Origin of the sequence: Nonomuraea sp. NPDC050383 (genome assembly GCF_044459125.1) — a bacterium.
Classification (GTDB): Bacteria; Actinomycetota; Actinomycetes; order Streptosporangiales; family Streptosporangiaceae; genus Nonomuraea.
The window spans coordinates 1-17,615 of sequence record NZ_JBITIP010000028.1 but is presented as its reverse complement, the minus strand read 5'-3'; the positions used below and the strand labels follow the sequence as shown (position 1 = coordinate 17,615).

General features: G+C 68.9%; 13 protein-coding genes and 1 CRISPR repeat array. Of the genes, 10 read left to right on the top strand and 3 right to left on the bottom strand.

Annotated elements, in window-relative coordinates:
* Nucleotides 1–2: 2 nt before the first annotated feature.
* From cas8c to cas2, 5 genes are read left to right on the top strand one after another with little or no spacing between them, the layout of a single operon-like run.
* A complete protein-coding gene (gene cas8c / locus ACIBG4_RS39720; RefSeq protein WP_397207471.1) occupies nt 3–1,736 on the top strand; it encodes a type I-C CRISPR-associated protein Cas8c/Csd1 in 1,734 nt (577 codons plus the stop codon).
* Nucleotides 1,737–1,772: 36 nt separating this feature from the next.
* Nucleotides 1,773–2,633, top strand: coding sequence for a type I-C CRISPR-associated protein Cas7/Csd2 (gene cas7c, locus ACIBG4_RS39715; RefSeq protein ID WP_397207469.1), 861 nt, complete (start codon nt 1,773–1,775; stop codon nt 2,631–2,633).
* Entirely contained in the window at nt 2,630–3,295 is a 666-nt protein-coding gene (cas4, locus tag ACIBG4_RS39710) for a CRISPR-associated protein Cas4 (protein WP_397207467.1), read from the top strand. Before cas7c ends, cas4 begins: the two co-directional genes overlap by 4 nt.
* Entirely contained in the window at nt 3,288–4,316 is a 1,029-nt protein-coding gene (gene cas1c, locus ACIBG4_RS39705) for a type I-C CRISPR-associated endonuclease Cas1c (RefSeq protein ID WP_397207465.1), read from the top strand. The genes cas4 and cas1c overlap by 8 nt, the downstream gene beginning before the upstream one ends.
* Nucleotides 4,316–4,606 carry a CRISPR-associated endonuclease Cas2 gene (gene cas2, locus ACIBG4_RS39700; RefSeq protein ID WP_355438975.1) on the top strand — a complete coding sequence of 97 codons (291 nt, stop codon included), beginning with the start codon at nt 4,316–4,318 and terminating at the stop codon, nt 4,604–4,606. The genes cas1c and cas2 overlap by 1 nt, the downstream gene beginning before the upstream one ends.
* Nucleotides 4,607–4,736: 130 nt before the next feature.
* Nucleotides 4,737–7,719: a CRISPR direct-repeat array (repeat unit 37 nt; unit sequence GTGGCGGTCGCCCTCCGGGGCGACCGAGGGTCGCAAC).
* Nucleotides 7,720–7,881: 162 nt separating this feature from the next.
* Here cas2 and ACIBG4_RS39695 read toward each other — a convergent pair.
* A complete protein-coding gene (locus ACIBG4_RS39695; protein WP_397207463.1) occupies nt 7,882–8,460 on the bottom strand; it encodes a tyrosine-type recombinase/integrase in 579 nt (192 codons plus the stop codon).
* Nucleotides 8,461–8,941: 481 nt separating this feature from the next.
* Between ACIBG4_RS39695 and ACIBG4_RS39690 the strand changes: the two genes are divergently transcribed.
* On the top strand, nt 8,942–9,343 hold the full coding sequence (locus tag ACIBG4_RS39690; RefSeq protein ID WP_397207461.1) for a hypothetical protein: 402 nt from the start codon (nt 8,942–8,944) through the stop codon (nt 9,341–9,343).
* A gap of 257 nt (nt 9,344–9,600) precedes the next feature.
* Nucleotides 9,601–10,527, top strand: a complete 927-nt coding sequence (locus ACIBG4_RS39685) for a hypothetical protein (RefSeq protein WP_397207459.1) — start codon at nt 9,601–9,603, stop codon at nt 10,525–10,527.
* A 102-nt stretch (nt 10,528–10,629) separates the two neighbouring features.
* Here ACIBG4_RS39685 and ACIBG4_RS39680 read toward each other — a convergent pair whose 3' ends face one another.
* Complete coding sequence (locus ACIBG4_RS39680) at nt 10,630–11,829, bottom strand: cytochrome P450 (RefSeq protein WP_397207458.1); 1,200 nt, start codon at nt 11,827–11,829, stop codon at nt 10,630–10,632.
* Nucleotides 11,830–12,061: 232 nt separating this feature from the next.
* Here ACIBG4_RS39680 and ACIBG4_RS39675 point away from each other — a divergent pair, with 232 nt between their 5' ends.
* Together ACIBG4_RS39675 and ACIBG4_RS39670 are read left to right on the top strand one after the other, a co-directional pair.
* Complete coding sequence (locus ACIBG4_RS39675; protein ID WP_397207457.1) at nt 12,062–13,006, top strand: ATP-binding cassette domain-containing protein; 945 nt, start codon at nt 12,062–12,064, stop codon at nt 13,004–13,006.
* A complete protein-coding gene (locus ACIBG4_RS39670) occupies nt 13,003–13,764 on the top strand; it encodes an ABC transporter permease (protein WP_397207456.1) in 762 nt (253 codons plus the stop codon). Before ACIBG4_RS39675 ends, ACIBG4_RS39670 begins: the two co-directional genes overlap by 4 nt.
* Here the strand turns inward: ACIBG4_RS39670 and ACIBG4_RS39665 are convergent.
* Nucleotides 13,748–16,900: a BTAD domain-containing putative transcriptional regulator gene (locus ACIBG4_RS39665; RefSeq protein ID WP_397207454.1), complete on the bottom strand. Its 3,153-nt coding sequence runs from the start codon at nt 16,898–16,900 to the stop codon at nt 13,748–13,750. The two genes, ACIBG4_RS39670 and ACIBG4_RS39665, sit on opposite strands and share 17 nt — an antisense overlap.
* Nucleotides 16,901–17,054: 154 nt before the next feature.
* Here ACIBG4_RS39665 and ACIBG4_RS39660 point away from each other — a divergent pair, with 154 nt between their 5' ends.
* Nucleotides 17,055–17,525 (top strand): hypothetical protein, encoded by a 471-nt coding sequence (locus ACIBG4_RS39660; RefSeq protein WP_397207452.1) that lies wholly within the window; start codon nt 17,055–17,057, stop codon nt 17,523–17,525.
* The last annotated feature ends 90 nt before the right edge of the window (nt 17,526–17,615 follow it).

The following is a 17,615-nucleotide window of genomic DNA, read 5'->3' as shown; positions in this document are numbered from 1 at the left end:
CCGTGCTGATCAGACAGCTCGCGGCGCACGCCGGCGACAGGCGCGACCTCCCACCGCCGTACTACCGCACCCGGAACGTACGGTGGGCAATCGACCTGGACGGGGACGGACGCCCCCGCGGAGGTCGCCTGGTGGACCTCAGCACCGCTGAATCCAAGTCAGGAGTGCTGCTGGACACCCCCTACGTGCAGCGCTCCGGCACCGGATCCCTGCCGTTCCTGCTCACCGACACCTTGCAGTACGTCCTGGCGATGCCCAAGGACGACAGCGACAAGCAGATCGCCGATGCCCGCCGGCGTGCCGAGGACTTCGCCGAACTGGTCCACCGGTGGGCGAAGGACGAGCCGCTGGCCGAGCCTGTCGTCCGTTTCCTGCGAAGCGGCGCCTTCTCCGAGGTGGAGATCCCTGTGCAGGCCAAGCCGTCCGACGTGGTGGCGATCCGCACGGATCAGGGATGGGTGCACGCCCTGCCGTCCGCCGTTCAGGTGTGGGGGCAGATCGTACGGGAACGCAAGAGCGCGGCCGGCGGCCAGGGAATCTGCCTGTCCTGCGGAGAGGAAGGGCCGTTGCTGGCCACCATTCCCGAGCCGGTGAAGCCTGGCGGCATCCCGGTAGCAGGTGGCCGCGGCAGGGACGCGCAGCTCGTGTCCATCAACAAGACCGCCCAGGGGCGCGGCGGCATCACACAACTGGCCAACACGCCGCTCTGCGACACCTGCGGCGGGCAGGCGATGTCCGCACTGAACGCGCTCCTGGCAGACCGGCAGCACCACTACCGCGGCACCGACAGCGTCCTGGTGTGGTGGCTGCGCCGTCCGGCTCCGTTCTCCCTGCTCGGCGCCGTCCGAGACGCTCAGCCGCAGGACGTCAAGGGCATCATCGAGCAGGTGCACCTGCCGCCCGCTCGGCGCGCGGACTGGCTGAACAACAACGACTTCTACGCGGTGACGCTGTCGGCCAACCAGAGCCGCGTGGTGATCCGCGACTGGATCGACGTCCCGCTGATCGAGCTGTGTCAGCACCTGGACACATGGTTCGCCGACCACGAGATGGCAGACCTGTGGGAGGACGGGCCACAACGAGTTCCGCTGTGGCGGATGGCAGCCGCACTGGGCAGGCACGGCAAGCAGGGCTACGTCAGGGACACCGCGCCCCGCTCGGCCGAACGGGACCTCATGGCGGCCGCTTTGCACGGCACGCCGCTGCCCGCAAACCTACTGGCCCGCCTGATCCAGCGCGTCCGTGCCGACAATCGCGTGGACCTGCCGCGCGCCGCGCTCCTGCGCCTGCTGCTCGTTCGAGCCACCCCGGCCATGAAGGAGATCCTGTTGGAGCATCTCAACCTTGACACCCGCGACCCCGCCTACCTGTGCGGGCGCGTCTTCGCGGTCCTGGAGGACATCCAGCGCACCGCCCTGGACAACATCAACACCACCATCGGTGACAAGTTCTTCGGCGCGGCCATGGCCAGGCCGCTGCCGGTGCTCACCATGCTGCGCAAGAACGCCACCGGCCATCTACGGCGGCTGCGCGGCAGCAGGAAGGCCGCCGGGATCGCCCTGGACAAGCGTCTTGACGAGATCTTCCAGAGGTTCGCCGCCGAGCTGCCGGCCACCCTGGACCTCGCCGGTCAGGGACGGTTCGTCCTCGGCTACCACCAGCAGAGATCGGCCGACCGGGAGGCGGCCCGCGCCGCCGCTGCCGCGCGCAAGGCAGCCGCACCCGAGTCCGCCTGACCCGTCGTCCCTTCCCTACGAAAGGAATTCCTCGGCATGTCCGTCCACCTGGACCCCGCCCGTAAGCACGACTTCGTCTTCCTGTTCGACGTGCGCGACGGTAACCCCAACGGTGACCCCGACGCCGGCGGCATGCCGCGGACCGATCCGGAAACCGGCCATGGCCTGGTCACCGACGTGGCGATCAAGCGCAAGATCCGGAACATGGTGGCGCTGATCAACGAGGGCGTCGCCGGTTACGACATCTACGTCGAGGCGGGAGTCGCGCTCAACGCCCAGCACGAGCGGGCCTACGCCGCGCTGAACCTGTACCCCAAGCAGCGGCGCAAGTCCGAGTTCGAGGCGCAGCAGTGGATGTGCCAGACCTTCTACGACGTGCGGATGTTCGGCGCCGTCATGACCACCGGCACCAAGCCGTGCGGACGCGTCCAGGGCCCGATGCAGCTCACCTTCTCCCGGTCCATCGACGTGGTCCTCCCTCAGGAGCACGGCATCACCCGCATCACCCAGACCCGCCAGGACGACATCGACAAGGGCGAGTCGACCGAGATGGGCAACAAGCACATGATCCCCTACGCCCTCTACCTCGGTTACGGGCACTTCAGCGCCCCTCTGGCCCGCCGCACCGGCGTGACCGGCCAGGACCTGGAGACGTTCTGGAGGGCCATGACGCTGATGTTCGAGCACGACCGCGCCTCCACCCGCGGCGAGATGGCGTTGCGCGGCCTGCACGTGTTCAGCCACGACGATCCCTTCGGCCGGGCTCCGGCTCATCAGCTGTTCGACCGCGTCAAGGTCGCCGCCAAGCAGCCGATCCCGCGCTCGTTCGCCGACTACACCATCTCCGTCGGGAACGACCTCCCCGAGGGGGTCGCCTTCACCTCCGTCGTCGGGTGACCGACACCGCTCCGAAGGCCGACGGCGTCCCCCTTCAGCAAGTGACGCTGTCGGCCCTGGAACATCACGCCTTCTGCCCGCGCCAGGCCGGCCTCATCCTCCTGGAGGACGGATACGCCGATGACGCGGCGACCATCCGCGGCACCCTCCTGCACCAGCGCGTCCACGAGCCGGGGCACGAGACCCGCGGCGCCGTGCGCACTCTGCGGGCCCTTCCGGTGTGGCACGACGGGCTCGCGCTGGTAGGAGTCTGCGACGTGGTCGAGATCCACCGCGACGGGCGCATCATCCCGGTAGAGCACAAGTCCGGCTCGTACACGCCGGGCGGACCCGCTGACGTACAGGTGACCGGCCAGGCGATGTGTCTGGAGGCCATGTTCGGGTGCTCGATCCGCCAAGGCGTGATCTACTCTGCGGCCGATCGGCGCAGGCACACCGTCGCGGTCGACGCCGCCGCCCGGGACCGGGTCCTCACCCTTGCCGACGAGGTACGGCGCACGCTTGCCACGGCCACGCTTCCCGGCGCCGCCGCTGATCGGCGATGCCGGCGCTGCTCGATGCACGACATGTGCATGCCCCGCGTCCTCGCCCGCAAGGACGCCATCACGCGGGCCGCGTCCAAGCTGTTCACCCCTCAACCTGAAGCGGCATGGGATGACTGAACTCCTCAACACCCTCTACGTCCAGACCCAAGGAGCAAGCCTCCATCTCGACCACGACAGCCTGAAGATTGTCATTCCGGAGACTCCCAAGAAGACACTGCCTCTGCGCCGCCTGGACGGCATCGTGGTCTACGGTCACGTGTCCCTGTCCGCCGAACTGCTCGCCCGGTGCGCCGAAGACGGCCGGTCCGTGGTCTGGATGAGCCTGTCCGGACGCTTCCTCGGCCGAGTCGACGGGCCGACCCGCGGCAACGTCATGCTCCGCCACGCTCAGCACCTCTCGCATGCCGATCCCGTTCTGCGCCTGCAGATCGCCGAAAGTTGCGTCGCCGGCAAGCTGCAGAACTCACGGCAGATCCTCCTCCGCGGAGCCCGCGACGCCACCGATCAGGCGCAGGTCACGCTGCGGTCGCTCGCGCAGGACATTGAGGACCTCCTGGCCCGCACCGAAGACGCCGGAACCCTCGACGAACTCATGGGACTGGAAGGCCAGGCGGCCCGCCTCTACTTCGAGGGACTGACCCACATGCTGCGCCCGCCGTCCGACATCGCCACCTTCACCAACCGGACGCGGCGTCCTCCCACCGATCCCGTCAACGCGCTGCTGTCGTACCTGTACGGCCTGACCCGGGCTCTCGTCCACGGAGCTGCCGAGCAGGTAGGCCTCGACCCGTACCTCGGCTTCCTCCACGGCATGCGCCCCGGCAAGCCGGCTCTTGCCCTGGACCTCATGGAGGAGTTCCGTCCCATTCATGCCGATAGGCTCGCGCTCAACCTGCTCAACCGCAAGCAACTGCGTAAGGAGCACTTCGAGACCCTGCCGGGCGGGGCGGTCCAGATGACGGAGGACGGCCGGCGCCTCGTCCTCAGCGAGTGGCAGGCGTGGAAGCACAAGGACTGGCCACACAAACTGCTCGGGCGCAAGGTCTCCGCCTCGCTGCTGCCCGTCGTGCAAGCCCGCCTGCTTGCCAGGCACATCCGCGGCGAACTGCCTGCCTACATCCCTTGGACGGTCGGCTGATGCAACTGCTCCTCGCGTACGACGTGGTGACCACCACACCGGAGGGCCGTCGCCGGCTGCGACAGATGGCCAACCTGTGCGAGGGCTACGGGCATCGCGTGCAGAAGTCCGTGTTCGAGATCACCTGCACGGACGCCGAGCTACTCACCCTGCTCGACTCCGCAACCCGGATCATCGATGCGTCCGACGATTCGGTGCGGGTCTATCGGCTGCCGAGCAACGGCTTCGATACGGTGCACCGCCTGGGCGTAGCTGAGCCTGCACCCCATCATGATCCACTCATCCTTTAGTTCGGAACCTCAAGTGCTCACGCGACACGCGGTAGGTTCCTAAGGAGTTATCGCCCGATACGTTCCTTGATAAGTGAATCCGTGAATCTTTCTATCGGTACCGAGAAGGCATAACACCTGCTCAAGTGCCGTGGCGGTCGCCCTCCGGGGCGACCGAGGGTCGCAACCTTGTGAATGATCCACTTGAGCCGCATGGGCTGGAGGTGGCGGTCGCCCTCCGGGGCGACCGAGGGTCGCAACCTTGTGAATGATCCACTTGAGCCGCATGGGCTGGAGGTGGCGGTCGCCCTCCGGGGCGACCGAGGGTCGCAACGCGATCGTGCAGAACTCGCCCGTGACCGCCAGCCGCAGTGGCGGTCGCCCTCCGGGGCGACCGAGGGTCGCAACACCAACCCACGGAGCTCCCTTGTGTGGCGAACCTCATGTGGCGGTCGCCCTCCGGGGCGACCGAGGGTCGCAACTCTTCCCCGATCGGTTCTTGTGTCGCTTCCCCTTCGGGGTGGCGGTCGCCCTCCGGGGCGACCGAGGGTCGCAACGCGTCTGTCACTCGCCCTTCTCCTTTCTGTCTCTCAGGGTGGCGGTCGCCCTCCGGGGCGACCGAGGGTCGCAACCCACACCCGCCGGAGTGCCCTCCTTCACCACAGCCTGTGGCGGTCGCCCTCCGGGGCGACCGAGGGTCGCAACACGTTGAATGCGTCGTTGGGTGCCGGGGAGGTCCTGTTTGTGGCGGTCGCCCTCCGGGGCGACCGAGGGTCGCAACACCTTGATCGGGCCGAAGTGGGCCTGCGGCACCCGGGTGGCGGCCGCCCTCCGGGGCGACCGAGGGTCGCAACGCCAGCTCGGCGGCGGGCGTGGCGGCGCTGCGCCAGGTGGCGGTCGCCCTCCGGGGCGACCGAGGGTCGCAACACCTGATCAAGGCCGAGCTCCAGATCTCTCGCCCCGGTGGCGGTCGCCCTCCGGGGCGACCGAGGGTCGCAACGAGTCGATCTCGGAGTGGCCGCCGCTCGGCGTGTCCAGTGGCGGTCGCCCTCCGGGGCGACCGAGGGTCGCAACTTCAACGCCCGCCACACCAGGCCCGAGCAGTCCCCGCCGGTGGCGGTCGCCCTCCGGGGCGACCGAGGGTCGCAACGCCGTGACATGCGCGAGACTGAGATCGCTGTCAAGTGGCGGTCGCCCTCCGGGGCGACCGAGGGTCGCAACTGTCTCGTCTGGGGCTTTTCCGATCCACCTCATCTGTGGTGGCGGTCGCCCTCCGGGGCGACCGAGGGTCGCAACGTCAGCACGTCCGTGAGTCCGCCCGACATGCCGGCGTGGCGGTCGCCCTCCGGGGCGACCGAGGGTCGCAACATCCACGTCAAGAACGGGTCCGGTGGGTCCATCACGGTGGCGGTCGCCCTCCGGGGCGACCGAGGGTCGCAACCTGGCGTGCGAGCCGAAGACCAAGTTCAACCCGGTCAAGGGTGGCGGTCGCCCTCCGGGGCGACCGAGGGTCGCAACCCCTGTGGGGCGAGCGTGGCCGCAGTCTTGGCCACGCCGGTGGCGGTCGCCCTCCGGGGCGACCGAGGGTCGCAACACCGTGACCATCTGCACCGGCCCGTACTGCGGCATGTGGCGGTCGCCCTCCGGGGCGACCGAGGGTCGCAACTCGGCCTGGTGGGCAACGCCGGCCTGACCCAGCCGTGTGGCGGTCGCCCTCCGGGGCGACCGAGGGTCGCAACGAGTTCTCCGGCACCTACTCCTCCTCAGCCGCCGCGTGGCGGTCGCCCTCCGGGGCGACCGAGGGTCGCAACCCAATGCGTGCCGCCCTTCAGGGCGTCGACCTCGTACGTGGCGGTCGCCCTCCGGGGCGACCGAGGGTCGCAACAGGACGTCGGCTCCCGCCAGGAAGTCACGGCCGAGTGGCGGTCGCCCTCCGGGGCGACCGAGGGTCGCAACTGGGAGTGAGTCCCGGTCCACCACCGGCTGCTCCAGGGTGGCGGTCGCCCTGCGGGGCGACCGAGGGTCGCAACATCATGGCCTACACGCCACCATGCGACGTCAGCCGAGTGGCGGTCGCCCTCCGGGGCGACCGAGGGTCGCAACGTCATGGCCTACACGCCACCATGCGACGTCAGCCGAGTGGCGGTCGCCCTGCGGGGCGACCGAGGGTCGCAACTCGTAGATCCAGTACCAGCCGTCCCCGTCTTGGACGTGGCGGTCGCCCTCTGGGGCGACCGAAGGTCGCAACCGGGGTGTCCAGAGCGAGGTCTTGAAGATCGGCGGTGGCGGTCGCCCTCCGGGGCGACCGAGGGTCGCAACACCGAAGGGACCCTCTCATGACCATCGCCCCGCCCCGTGGCGGTCGCCCTCCGGGGCGACCGAGGGTCGCAACTCCCACAACCCGAGCACCTCGATGTGCGGCCTGTCCTGTGGCGGTCGCCCTCCGGGGCGACCGAGGGTCGCAACTACCTGGGCACCCACCAGCCGCACTGGCTGGCAGACGTGGCGGTTGCCCTCCGGGGCGACCGAGGGTCGCAACACCGAAGGGACCCTCTCATGACCATCGCCCCGCCCCGTGGCGGTCGCCCTCCGGGGCGACCGAGGGTCGCAACTCTTTCGACTTGCGCAGGGCCAGACCGAACTCGGGCTAGGTGGCGGTCGCCCTCCGGGGCGACCGAGGGTCGCAACGACGCAGCGCCACCAGCGGCGCCGCCGGCCTGCTGCGGTGGCAGCCGCCCTCCGGGGCGACCGAGGGTCGCAACAAGGTGGAGCAGGGCACGACCGAGACGTCCTACGGTGGTGGCGGTCGCCCTCCGGGGCAGCCGAGGGTCGCAACTCTGCCACGAGCGCGGCGCCCGCCTGGTCGGCGAACAGGTGGCGGTCGCCCTCCGGGGCGACCGAGGGTCGCAACAACGTCACCACCAGCCCGCGCTCGCGCAACACATCCAGTGGCGGTCGCCCTCGGGGGCGACCGAGGGTCGCAACGACCAGGCCGGGCGGCGGCTGCATCTCGGCACGGTGGAGTGGCGGTCGCCCTCCGGGGCAGCCGAGGGTCGCAACAGGTAGACGCGGAACAGCAGCCCCGGCAGGCTCTCGGGTGGCGGTCGCCCTTCGGGGCGACCAAGGGTCGCAACTGGCAGCGTGGTGCACCAATCAAGGACTCCACGGTAGCGGTCGCCCCTTGAACCAATCGGAGCCCCTATCTCGATCTTATCGCCGTTCGAGAGGGCGACTCTTCCGTGGTCGCCCTCCCGGACGGCGAAGACAGAGTTCAAAACCGTGCCGGTTGAGCTCGATCAGGTTTCAAGGGCGGCCTCGATGCGGCGGTTGATCTGGCTGTCGCGTCCGTCGAGGCACTTGGCGTACCGCTTGAGCAGGACCTCCACACTGTTGCCCGCTCGCTCGGCTACCACCGTGGCGTCCACACCTGCGTTGAGCCAGGTGGACAGGGCGGCGTGACGCAAGTCGTAGGGTCTTCCGGCAAGGGGTGAGGCGACCTGTTTCGGCGTCAAGGCCAAGCGACGCGCCTCCTCCCAGGCCCGCGCATAGGTGGAGGCGCCCAGGACCCCACCACGCTCGTTGCGGAACAGGCGTCCATCCGTGGCCGTGCCGAACTCCTCAAGGTGCGCCCGCAGGATACGAACCAGTTCCGGCGGGATCGGCACGGGCCAGACATCTCGGTCCTCTCGCTGCTTGAGTCCGCGCTGGTCGTGCACGGTCCCGCTATCGGTCCACTGTTTGCCGCTGCTCGGGCGGGTGACTTCGAGGGTGAGAAGTCCCCATCCTTCCTCTGGTAGAGCACAGTCCGTTTCCCTGAGCCCGATCGCCTCGGCCGGGCGGAGGCCGGCGAAGTAGAGGGTGGCGAAGAACGCCACGAGGCGGCGGCCTCGTCCGCGATGCCAGCTGCCGATGTAGGAGAGACTGACGAGGAGTTCTCGAGCTTGGGCGGGTTGACCACACAGCGCCGGTCGATGCTGTTGTCCCTGGGCACCTTCTTCTGCTTGACGCGTTTGAGCGGTTCAGCGCGGTGTTGCATGCCCCCAAGGTGCGATGTCTGGCGTTGAATGCCAGTTTCGACGGCAGCTTCGCGATATGTCTCAGCTATAGTATTTGGGCTCATTCGAGGCCTGGCTATGACTCGCTGCAGGGTGAGTCAACCCTGATAGTCCGTGGGTGGTGTGGCGATATCCATCTGAAAACGCTGGGGCTGCGTTACGTATCCGACACTGGCAAGAGGAGGTGCGCTGCCGCCTTCGCGGAAAAAAAGTTAAATTCGGCGCGCCGCCTGCGACAACTCGGACGCCGGACAGGTCGCCGCGGTTATCAAGATCATATTCTCGCGATTGGTGCCATTTGATGCAGCGTATCATCGACCGGCAAGTTGTTATGACTGGCTCGGTTGTGGGCGGGCCGGATATCGACACGGATGTCGAGGCGGCGATACGTGACATAACACTGCGATTGCAAGAGTTGCAAGGGCAAGTCCGCGCCCTCTTCCTGGTAAATGTAATCTATCAGGTGGGCGGCGAATTCTTGGCGCCCGAATTCGCTGGCGTGCGTACCGGTAGATTCAGCAATGGCGTGCTTATTGTGCAGGCCGCCGTTCCCGAGGGCTCCTATGATGACGCATTCGGATTCCTCGGCCTTCTATTGGTGGATGCTGTTGATGCCGTTGTAGTATGGGCCGCTCGGCGGAAGGACGTGCAGGTTTCGATCTCGGATCTGCGCAGTGTGGCACAGGCCGTGCAGCGCAGGTGATCTTGCCTGAGGAGTGCGGCTCTCGGAGCCCCTCACATACAAGTCGCGGCGAACCGCAGCGCTGCAACGGCCTCCTCATACCGGCCGCCGAAAGGGGAGAGCCGGGCCGTGAAGCGATCGTCATCCCGGGTTGACAGATGGATGCGTGGCGCGCCAGGCGCCGGGCGGCAGGAGCCCCATGACGCTCATCCCGGCGTGATCACATGTACATTCACTCCACCTGAACTTGATCTTCACTCACCACCAGGATGTACGGCATGCAACCCCTCATCATCGCCTTAGCCCTCGTCGCCGCCGCTCCCACCACAGCACACGCCCAGACAGCCGAACCCGACCCGGTGGCGGGTCTGCGCTCGCTGCTCGCCCGCGGGGCCGGCGCGACGGCCGAGTTCTACGGCCAGGCCTCCACAGACCTGTCCAAGGAGGTGCAACTGAGCAACGGCAGGCGCACCTTCATCGGGAGCGGTATGGGAGTGAGCGGAACCGGCAAGGTCAAGCTGGGGCGGGCCGGCGTGATCGCCTCCGAGCACGTTCGGCAGCTCAGCGTGAGCAACAAGGAGCTGATGGTGGAGGAGGCGCCCAAGGACCCCTACTTCGCCGGCGTGCTCCGCACGGTGGGGACGCTACGCACGATCAGCGTGGGCGGCTGGCAGTACCAGCTTGCGCCGCGGGCGAAGACCTGGGTGCGCACCGGCCGGGCCGGCGGCGCTGCCGCCGCGTATGGCGATCAGCTCATCAACGTCCTGGAACCGGCCACGCTGAGCAAGCTGCTGTCCACCAGGAGCCGCAAGAGTGTCGCGCCCTGGCTCAAGGACCACACGACCGGCCGCAAGCAGCGGATCTACACCCTGACCGGGACGATCAAGCTCAAGGAGCTCTATCGCGTCTCGCCCAGCTTCCGCGAGGCCGCGGGTACCTCGGCTCTCGGGACCTCTGAGGTGACGTGGACGTACATGTACGACGACCGCGGATGGCCGTACCGGGTCGGCTGGCGGTTCTACGCGCACCCGCGGCCGCAGGTCCCGGGGCTCGGGCACGACCGGATCCTGCGGGGGCACCTGGCGACGCAGTACCGGAACTGGGACAAGCCGATGACGATCACCGCGCCCCAGGCGAAGCCGGGCCGGGGACTGCCGGTGGACGACCTCGCCGACGTCCTCAGCGCCCCCGAACGCCGTGATTGAGGAGCGGCGACGTTCCCACCTCGTCCGTTCCGCAACGGCAGTGGTGTGCTCGCGTGCCGCGGGTAGCCGGAGGCGTAGAGCCACGCAGTCCCCGGCTCGGGGTCACAGGTCCCAGGTGACCGGGAGGCTCTTGACCCCGTAGATGTCCGCGGTCTCCGGGCGCAGGGCGACCTCTTCGGCCGGTACGGCCAGCCGCAGCGTGGGGAAGCGGTTGACCAGTGCCGGGAGCGCGACCCGCAGCTCGACGCGGGCCAGTTGCTGGCCCAGGCACTGGTGGATGCCGTGGCCGAAGGCCAGGTGGCCGCCGTCCCGCCTGCGGAGGTCGAGGACGTGGGGATCGGCGAAGCGCTCGGGGTCGCGGTTGGCGGTGTTGTACGACAGGATGACCGTCGTACCGGCCTTGACGGTGTGGCCGCCCAGCTCGACGTCCTCCAGCGCCGTCCTGAGGAACGTCTTGGCGACGGTCAGGTAGCGCAGCAGCTCTTCCACGGCCGGGTCGGTGAGCGCCGGGTCGGCGCGCAGGGCGGCCAGCTGCTCCGGGTTCTGCAGCAGGGCGAAGGTGCCCAGCGCCAGCATGTTCGCGGTGGTGTCGAACCCGGCCGACAGCAGGATCAGCGCCATCCCCTGCAGCTCCTCGTCGGTCAGGTCGCTGTCGAGCAGGTCGCTGAGCACGTCGTCGGTGGGGTGGGCGCGCTTGGCCACCACCAGCTCGGCGAGGTACTGCTGGGTCGCGGTGTAGGCCGCCATCAGCTCCTCGTCGCCGACCTCCCCGCCGAGGAACTTGTCGATGTTGTCCTGGAAGGAGCCCCGGTCCTCGTACGGCACCCCCAGCAGCTCGCAGATCACGATGGCGGGGATGGGCTTGGCGAACGCGGTCACCAGGTCCGCCGTCGGCCCGGCCTTCTCCATGGCGTCCAGGTGGTCGGCGGTGATCTGCTCGACGCGCTCGGTGAGCAGCCGCATCCGCCGGACGGTGAACTTGCCCACCAGTGGTTTGCGATAGCGGCTGTGCTGGGGCTCGTCCATGAGGAGGAACTCGCCGGGCGGCGCCGGCGGGACCTCGATGCCGCCGTAGTCGATGGTCGGGTGGTGGCTCATGAGCTCCCTGCGCGAGCTGAACCGCGGATCGGCCAGGACCGACCGGCCCAGGTCGTAGCCGGTGACCAGCCAGCCCTGGTGTCCGTCGGGGAACGGGTAGCGGCTGATCGGGCTCTGCTCGCGGGCCTCGATCAGCTCCTTGGGCGGGTCGAAGGGACAGCCGGACTGACGGGCGGCCGGCAGCGTGGTGACGGTGTGCTCCATGGTTGTTCCTCTCATCGGCCCTGAACCGTTCTTGACATCCACGGTCGCCGACGCCTCTGACATCAGGCCGTCGCCGTGCTGACGCGACCGCTGACACGACGTCGCCGAGCGTCAGTCCGGCGCGATCAGACTGACGAAGGTTCCGCTGCGTACCGCTGCCTGAAGGTGCTGTCAGTGGCCGCGTCAGCACGGCAACGGCCCGGTATCAGGACGGTCCGCGATCGTGGACGCCATGAACGGTTCAGCGATCGCGGCCTCGGGGCTGCGGAAGGCGTACAAGGACAAGACCGTGCTCGACGGCATCGACCTGGATGTCCGGACCGGCACGATCTTCGCCCTGCTCGGGCCGAACGGCGCCGGGAAGACCACGACGGTGAATGTGTTGACCACGCTGCTGGCCCCCGACGCCGGGAAGGTGGTCGTCGCCGGGCACGACGTGACCACGGAGACCAAGGCGGTGCGCGCGGCGATCGGGGTCACCGGGCAGTTCGCCTCGGTGGACGATCTGCTCACGGGTGAGGAGAACCTGACGCTGATGGCGGACCTCCTGCATCTGCCCAAGGCGGAGGGCAAACGCGTCGCCGACCGGCTGCTGGACCGGTTCGACCTGGGGGAAGCGGCCGGCAAGCCGGCGGCGTCCTACTCCGGCGGCATGCGCCGCAAGCTGGACCTCGCCATGACGCTCGTCGGCGAGCCGCGGATCATCTTCCTGGACGAGCCCACGACGGGACTCGACCCGCGCAGCCGCCGCACCATGTGGGAGATCATCCGGGAGCTGGTCGCCGACGGTACGACGATCTTCCTCACCACCCAGTATCTCGATGAGGCCGACGAGCTCGCCGACCGCATCGCCGTACTCGACCAGGGCCGCCTGGTCGCCGAGGGCACCGCCGACGAGCTCAAGCGCCGAGTTCCCGGCAGCCATGTCCGGCTGCGGTTCACCGCTCGGCACGAGCTCGACGTCGCGGCACGGGTCCTGCACGGGTCCACGAGGGACGACGAGGAGCTGACCCTGCGTGTTCCCGGCGACGGCGGGGTGAGGTCGTTACGCGCGCTGCTCGACCGGCTCGACGCGCATTCCATAGAGGTCGAGGAACTGTCGGTGCATACGCCGGACCTGGATGACGTCTTCCTCGCCCTCACCGGCCACGGGAACAAGGAGGTCAGCGCCCGATGAATGCCGTCTCAGCGTCCCTGGCGGACTCCGCGACCATGTTGCGGCGCAACTTCCGGCACACGATGCGCAATCCGCTGACACTGCTCAACGCCATCATCATGCCGATCTTCCTGATGTTCCTCATGGTGTACGTCATGGGCGGCGGATTCAGCGTCGGTACCGGCTACGTCGACTACGCCACGCCAGGGTTGATCATCATGACCATCGGCTACGGAATCGGCCCCACCGCGACGGGGGTGAATTCCGATATGACCACCGGATTCATCAACCGGCTCCGGGTCATGCACGTGTCACGGGCCGCGGTGCTGAACGCGCACGTGATCGCGACCATGCTACGAACCCTGGTGGCCATCACGCTCATCATCGGGGTCGCGTTCCTGATGGGATTCAGCCCGTCGGCGAGTTTCCCGGAGTGGCTCGGCGCGATCGGCATCGTCATGCTGGCGGCACTGGCGATCAGCTGGCTGACCGTCGCGGCCGGCCTGGCGGCGAAGTCGCCGGAGAGCGCGGGCATCCTCGGTGTCCCGCTGATGCTGCTCCCCTTCTTGAGCAGCGCGTTCGTGCCGGCCGACAAGATGGGACCGGGCGTGCGGGAGTTCGCGGAGTACCAGCCGTTCACCCCGATCATCGAAACCCTGCGCGGGCTGCTGACCGGCACCCCGTCGGCGGGCTCGGCCATCACGGCGATCGCCTGGTGTGCGGGGCTCACGTTGGTCGGTTACCTGTGGGCGCGGGCGACGTTCACGAAGCGAGCGTGATCTCGGCCAGCTCCCGCCAATCCCGCCGCTGTCCGTCGCGGGTCGCCTCGGTGAACACGGTTTCGCCGAGGCGATTCCGCGTGTCCGCGGCGATCCTGGAAACGTCCGGGTGTGAACGATTCGGCGTGCCGCGCACGCCGTCGCTTGCCGCGAGCAGTCGCACCGCCTGCTCGTACTCTCCCTGGCGCAGCGCGAGATCAGCGATCCCGACCAGCACCTCGGCGAGCGTGGGGGGGAACGCGTGCTGTACCGCCGCGCGGAACGCCTCGGTCCGATGCGCGCGGGCCTTGTCGAGATCCTCGGTGAGGTAGCCGTACAGGTCCATGGTCGCGGCGCGGAGGGAGTCGACCATGTCGGCGTCGCCCAGCACCGCCCGCACCGTGGCCAGGTGCTGGTGTGCCTGGTCCGGCTCGCCGCGCCAGCGCGCCAGCTGCGCCTTCGAGAGCGCCAGCTCCGCGAGCGCGTCCGGCCAGACGATCCGGTCAGCGATCCGCTGTGCTTCCGCCATGGCGGAGGTGCTGGATCGCTCATCGCCGAGCAGCCAGTACAGCTGAGCCAGCCGCGCCCGCATGCCCACCACGTCCTCGGTCGCGCCGACCTCGGTCAGCGCCACGACCGCCTCTTCGTAGTGCTCACACGCGCGTGCGAACTCGCCGCGCATGGCGAGCCGGTCGGCCAGGAAGGTCAGCGCGTACGAGATCCCCATCCGGTCGCCCAGCGTGCGGAACTCGGCAAGGGCGATCTCGCCGTCGATGTCCACGTCAGTCTCGTCGCCGCCGAGCGTGAGCCGGAACCGGCCACGAGTGAGCCTGGCCTGCGCGCGCACCCATGGATCGTCATCGGCGATGAGCGGCTCGAACGCGGGCAGGAGCTCCGTCGGGCCCTGCAGCGTCCGCTCCAGCAGCGCGACGAACCCGAGCAGCGGCCGGCGGGACCCGCTGCGCTGGGCCAGCCGGTGCGCCTCCTGGATCCACTCCCGCGCCAGATACTGGTCGCCGCTGACCCCGGAGGTCACGAATATCGTCACCATCAGGTACGCCATCGACCGCACCTCATCGGACACCTCGCCGGGCAGCGAGGCCGCCGCGATGCTCAACTCGGCGCCCTCGGCCCGGTGCCCGCTGAGGTACCAGTACCAGCCCGCGGCCGCGACCAGCCGCATCGCCTCCTGGGCCCATCCCACGGCGATCGCCCCGCGCAGGGCCGTGCTGATGTTGTCGTGCTCGGCCTCGAGCGTGGACAGCCATTCCAGCTGCTCGGCCCGGCGCAGGTGCGGGTCGGCCGTCTCGGCCAGCTCGGTGAAGTAGGCGAGATGGGCCCGGCGCGCCGGCTCGGTCTCCCCGGCTTCGGCCAACCGGTGCGCCGCGTATTCCCTGATGGTGTTGAGCAGCCGGTAGCGCGGCGTGCCCTCGCCGTCGGCGAGCAGAAGCGACTTCTCGATCAACGCGCTCAGCACGTCGAACACCTGCTCCCCGGCGGGCGCCTCCTCCCCGCACACCCGTTCGGCAGCTTCCAGGCTCACCCCGCCGGAGAACACCGAGAGCCGCCGCAGCACTCCCCGTTCGGCCTCGGTCAACAGATCCCAGCTCCAGTCCACGACCGCGCGCAGCGTCTTGTGCCGGGCGAGCACCGTACGGCTGCCGCTGGTCAACAGGCGGAATCGGTCATCGAGCCGGCGTGCCAGCTGATCGACGGACATGGTGCGCAGCCGTGCCGCGGCCAGTTCGATCGCCAGCGGCATCCCGTCGAGTGCCCGGCAGATCCGCGCCATGGCCGACATGGTCTGCGCGTCGGAGCCGATGTCCTTGCGCACCAGACCCGCGCGGTCCCGCAGCAGCCGCACCGCGGGCGAGGAAGCGACCGCGGGGGAGTCCGCTCCCGTGGCGGGCAGCGCGAGGGGCTCCACCTGCCACAGCACCTCCCCGGTGATGCCGAGTGGTTCCCTGCTCGTGGCCAGGATCCGCAGCCTCCGGCACTCGCCCAGCAGCCGATCCGCGAAAGCCGCGGCCGCCTCGATCATGTGCTCGCAGTTGTCCAGGATCAGCAGGATCGCGCGCTCCCGGACCGCGGCGATGAGCCGATCCATCGGTTCCCCACCCCGCGCGCCACCGAGCAGTGCCTGGTCACGCAGGCCCATCGCGGTGAGCGCGGCCTGCGCCAGCTCACCTCCTGCCCGCACCGAAGCCAGCTCGACCAGCCACGCCCCGTCCGGCAGCTCGGTGAGCATGGTCCGCGCGGTCTCCGTGGCAAGCCTTGTCTTGCCGGAGCCACCGGGCCCCGTCAAGGTGACCAGCCGGTGCTTGACGGCCAGAGCGGCGACCGCGGAGATGTCATCGTCCTTGCCGACGAAACTCGTCAGCTCGGCGCGCAGGTTCGTCCTGCGGTTCTCCGCCCGCTCGCCCAGCTCGCCGCGCAGCAACGCGGTGTGCAGCGCGGAGAGCTCGGCCGACGGATCGACGCCCAACTCCTCGGCGAGCAGCTCGCGCGTCCGCTGGTACACGGTCAACGCCTCGGTCCCGCGCCCCGCCTCGGCGAGCGCCCGCATCAGGGCCGCCACGAACCCCTCCCGCAGCGGGTACGTGGCGACCAGCTCGGTCAGCTCGGAGATCAGCTCCGAGCCACGGCCGAGACGGACGTCCGCGTCCACCCGATCCACGAGCGCGGCGACGTAGAGCTCGTCCAGGCGCGTGACCACGGCGTCGAACGCGTCGCTGCCTCGCAGCGCGATGTCGGCCATGGCCGTACCGCGCCACAATGCCAAGGCCGAGCGCAGCAGATCCGCCCGCGCCGCCGGCTCGGCGGCACGGGCCTGACCGACCAGGTGCTCGAACCGGCATGCGTCCACGGCATCAGGAGCCACGGCCAGCCGGTACCCACCGGAATCCGCCTCGATCACACCGTCCGGCAGCGCCCTGCGCAGCCGGGACACCAACGCCTGCAAGGCATTCGCTTCGTCCGCGGGCGGCTGTTGCCCCCAGATCCAGTCCACCAGCCGCGCACGCGTGACGATCCGGCCGGGTTCGAGGGCGAGGGCGGCGAGCAGTGCGCGCAGCCGAATCCCGGGGACCTCCACCAGGGCCCCATCACGGTTCCGGACCTCGAAGGGTCCCAGCAGTTCGACTCGCACATCGGTCATTATGTCCGAACCGTGGCGACGACCGACTGGCCGCCGCAGTGCGCACACCGCCTACCGCCATGGGACCTGCGTCGCCGGCGGCACCGCTGACGATTCGCCGAGTGTCTCGTTAGAGTGTTGGCCCTGTGCCGCTCTCCCCGTTGTGAGGACCAGCATGGCGGACGATCCCGCGAAGCCCCGACGACTTACCGTCTACGCTGAGGCTGCGGCTGTTCTGGCCCTTGTCGTGGCCGTTGTCGGCGTGATCGTGGCAGTCCTCGCGTTCGATCATGACAAGGAAGTCGCCGCGGGGAACCCGGGAGCCACTCCCGTGGTCACGGTCACGCAGTACGCCCCACGTTCGGGTGACCAGAATCCGAAGGACGCCGACTCTTCCTCACCCGGCTTCTGGAGTGTGACCGGAGTGGCGATCCTGACCATGGTGACGGGCCTCATCGCCGGTTTTCTGGTTTTCCTGTCCTGGGAAAAACTGGTCTCCGACTTCGGTGCTGTCTTTCTCATGGTCGTGATCGCGGGGGCGCATGCCTTCACGCTCTCCCTTCTGGGGATCACTGTGGTCTGGGCGGTGATCTTGGCATTCGTGTTCGCGGCGATCGGATTCTTCGCCAATGTGTTCGCCGCCTAGGCAGTGTTTTGTGGATCAGAAGGAGTGTTTAGCCGCCTGATTCGCCGATTCGGGCAGCACGGTGAGCTCGGGCGTGGCTCGATGGGTACA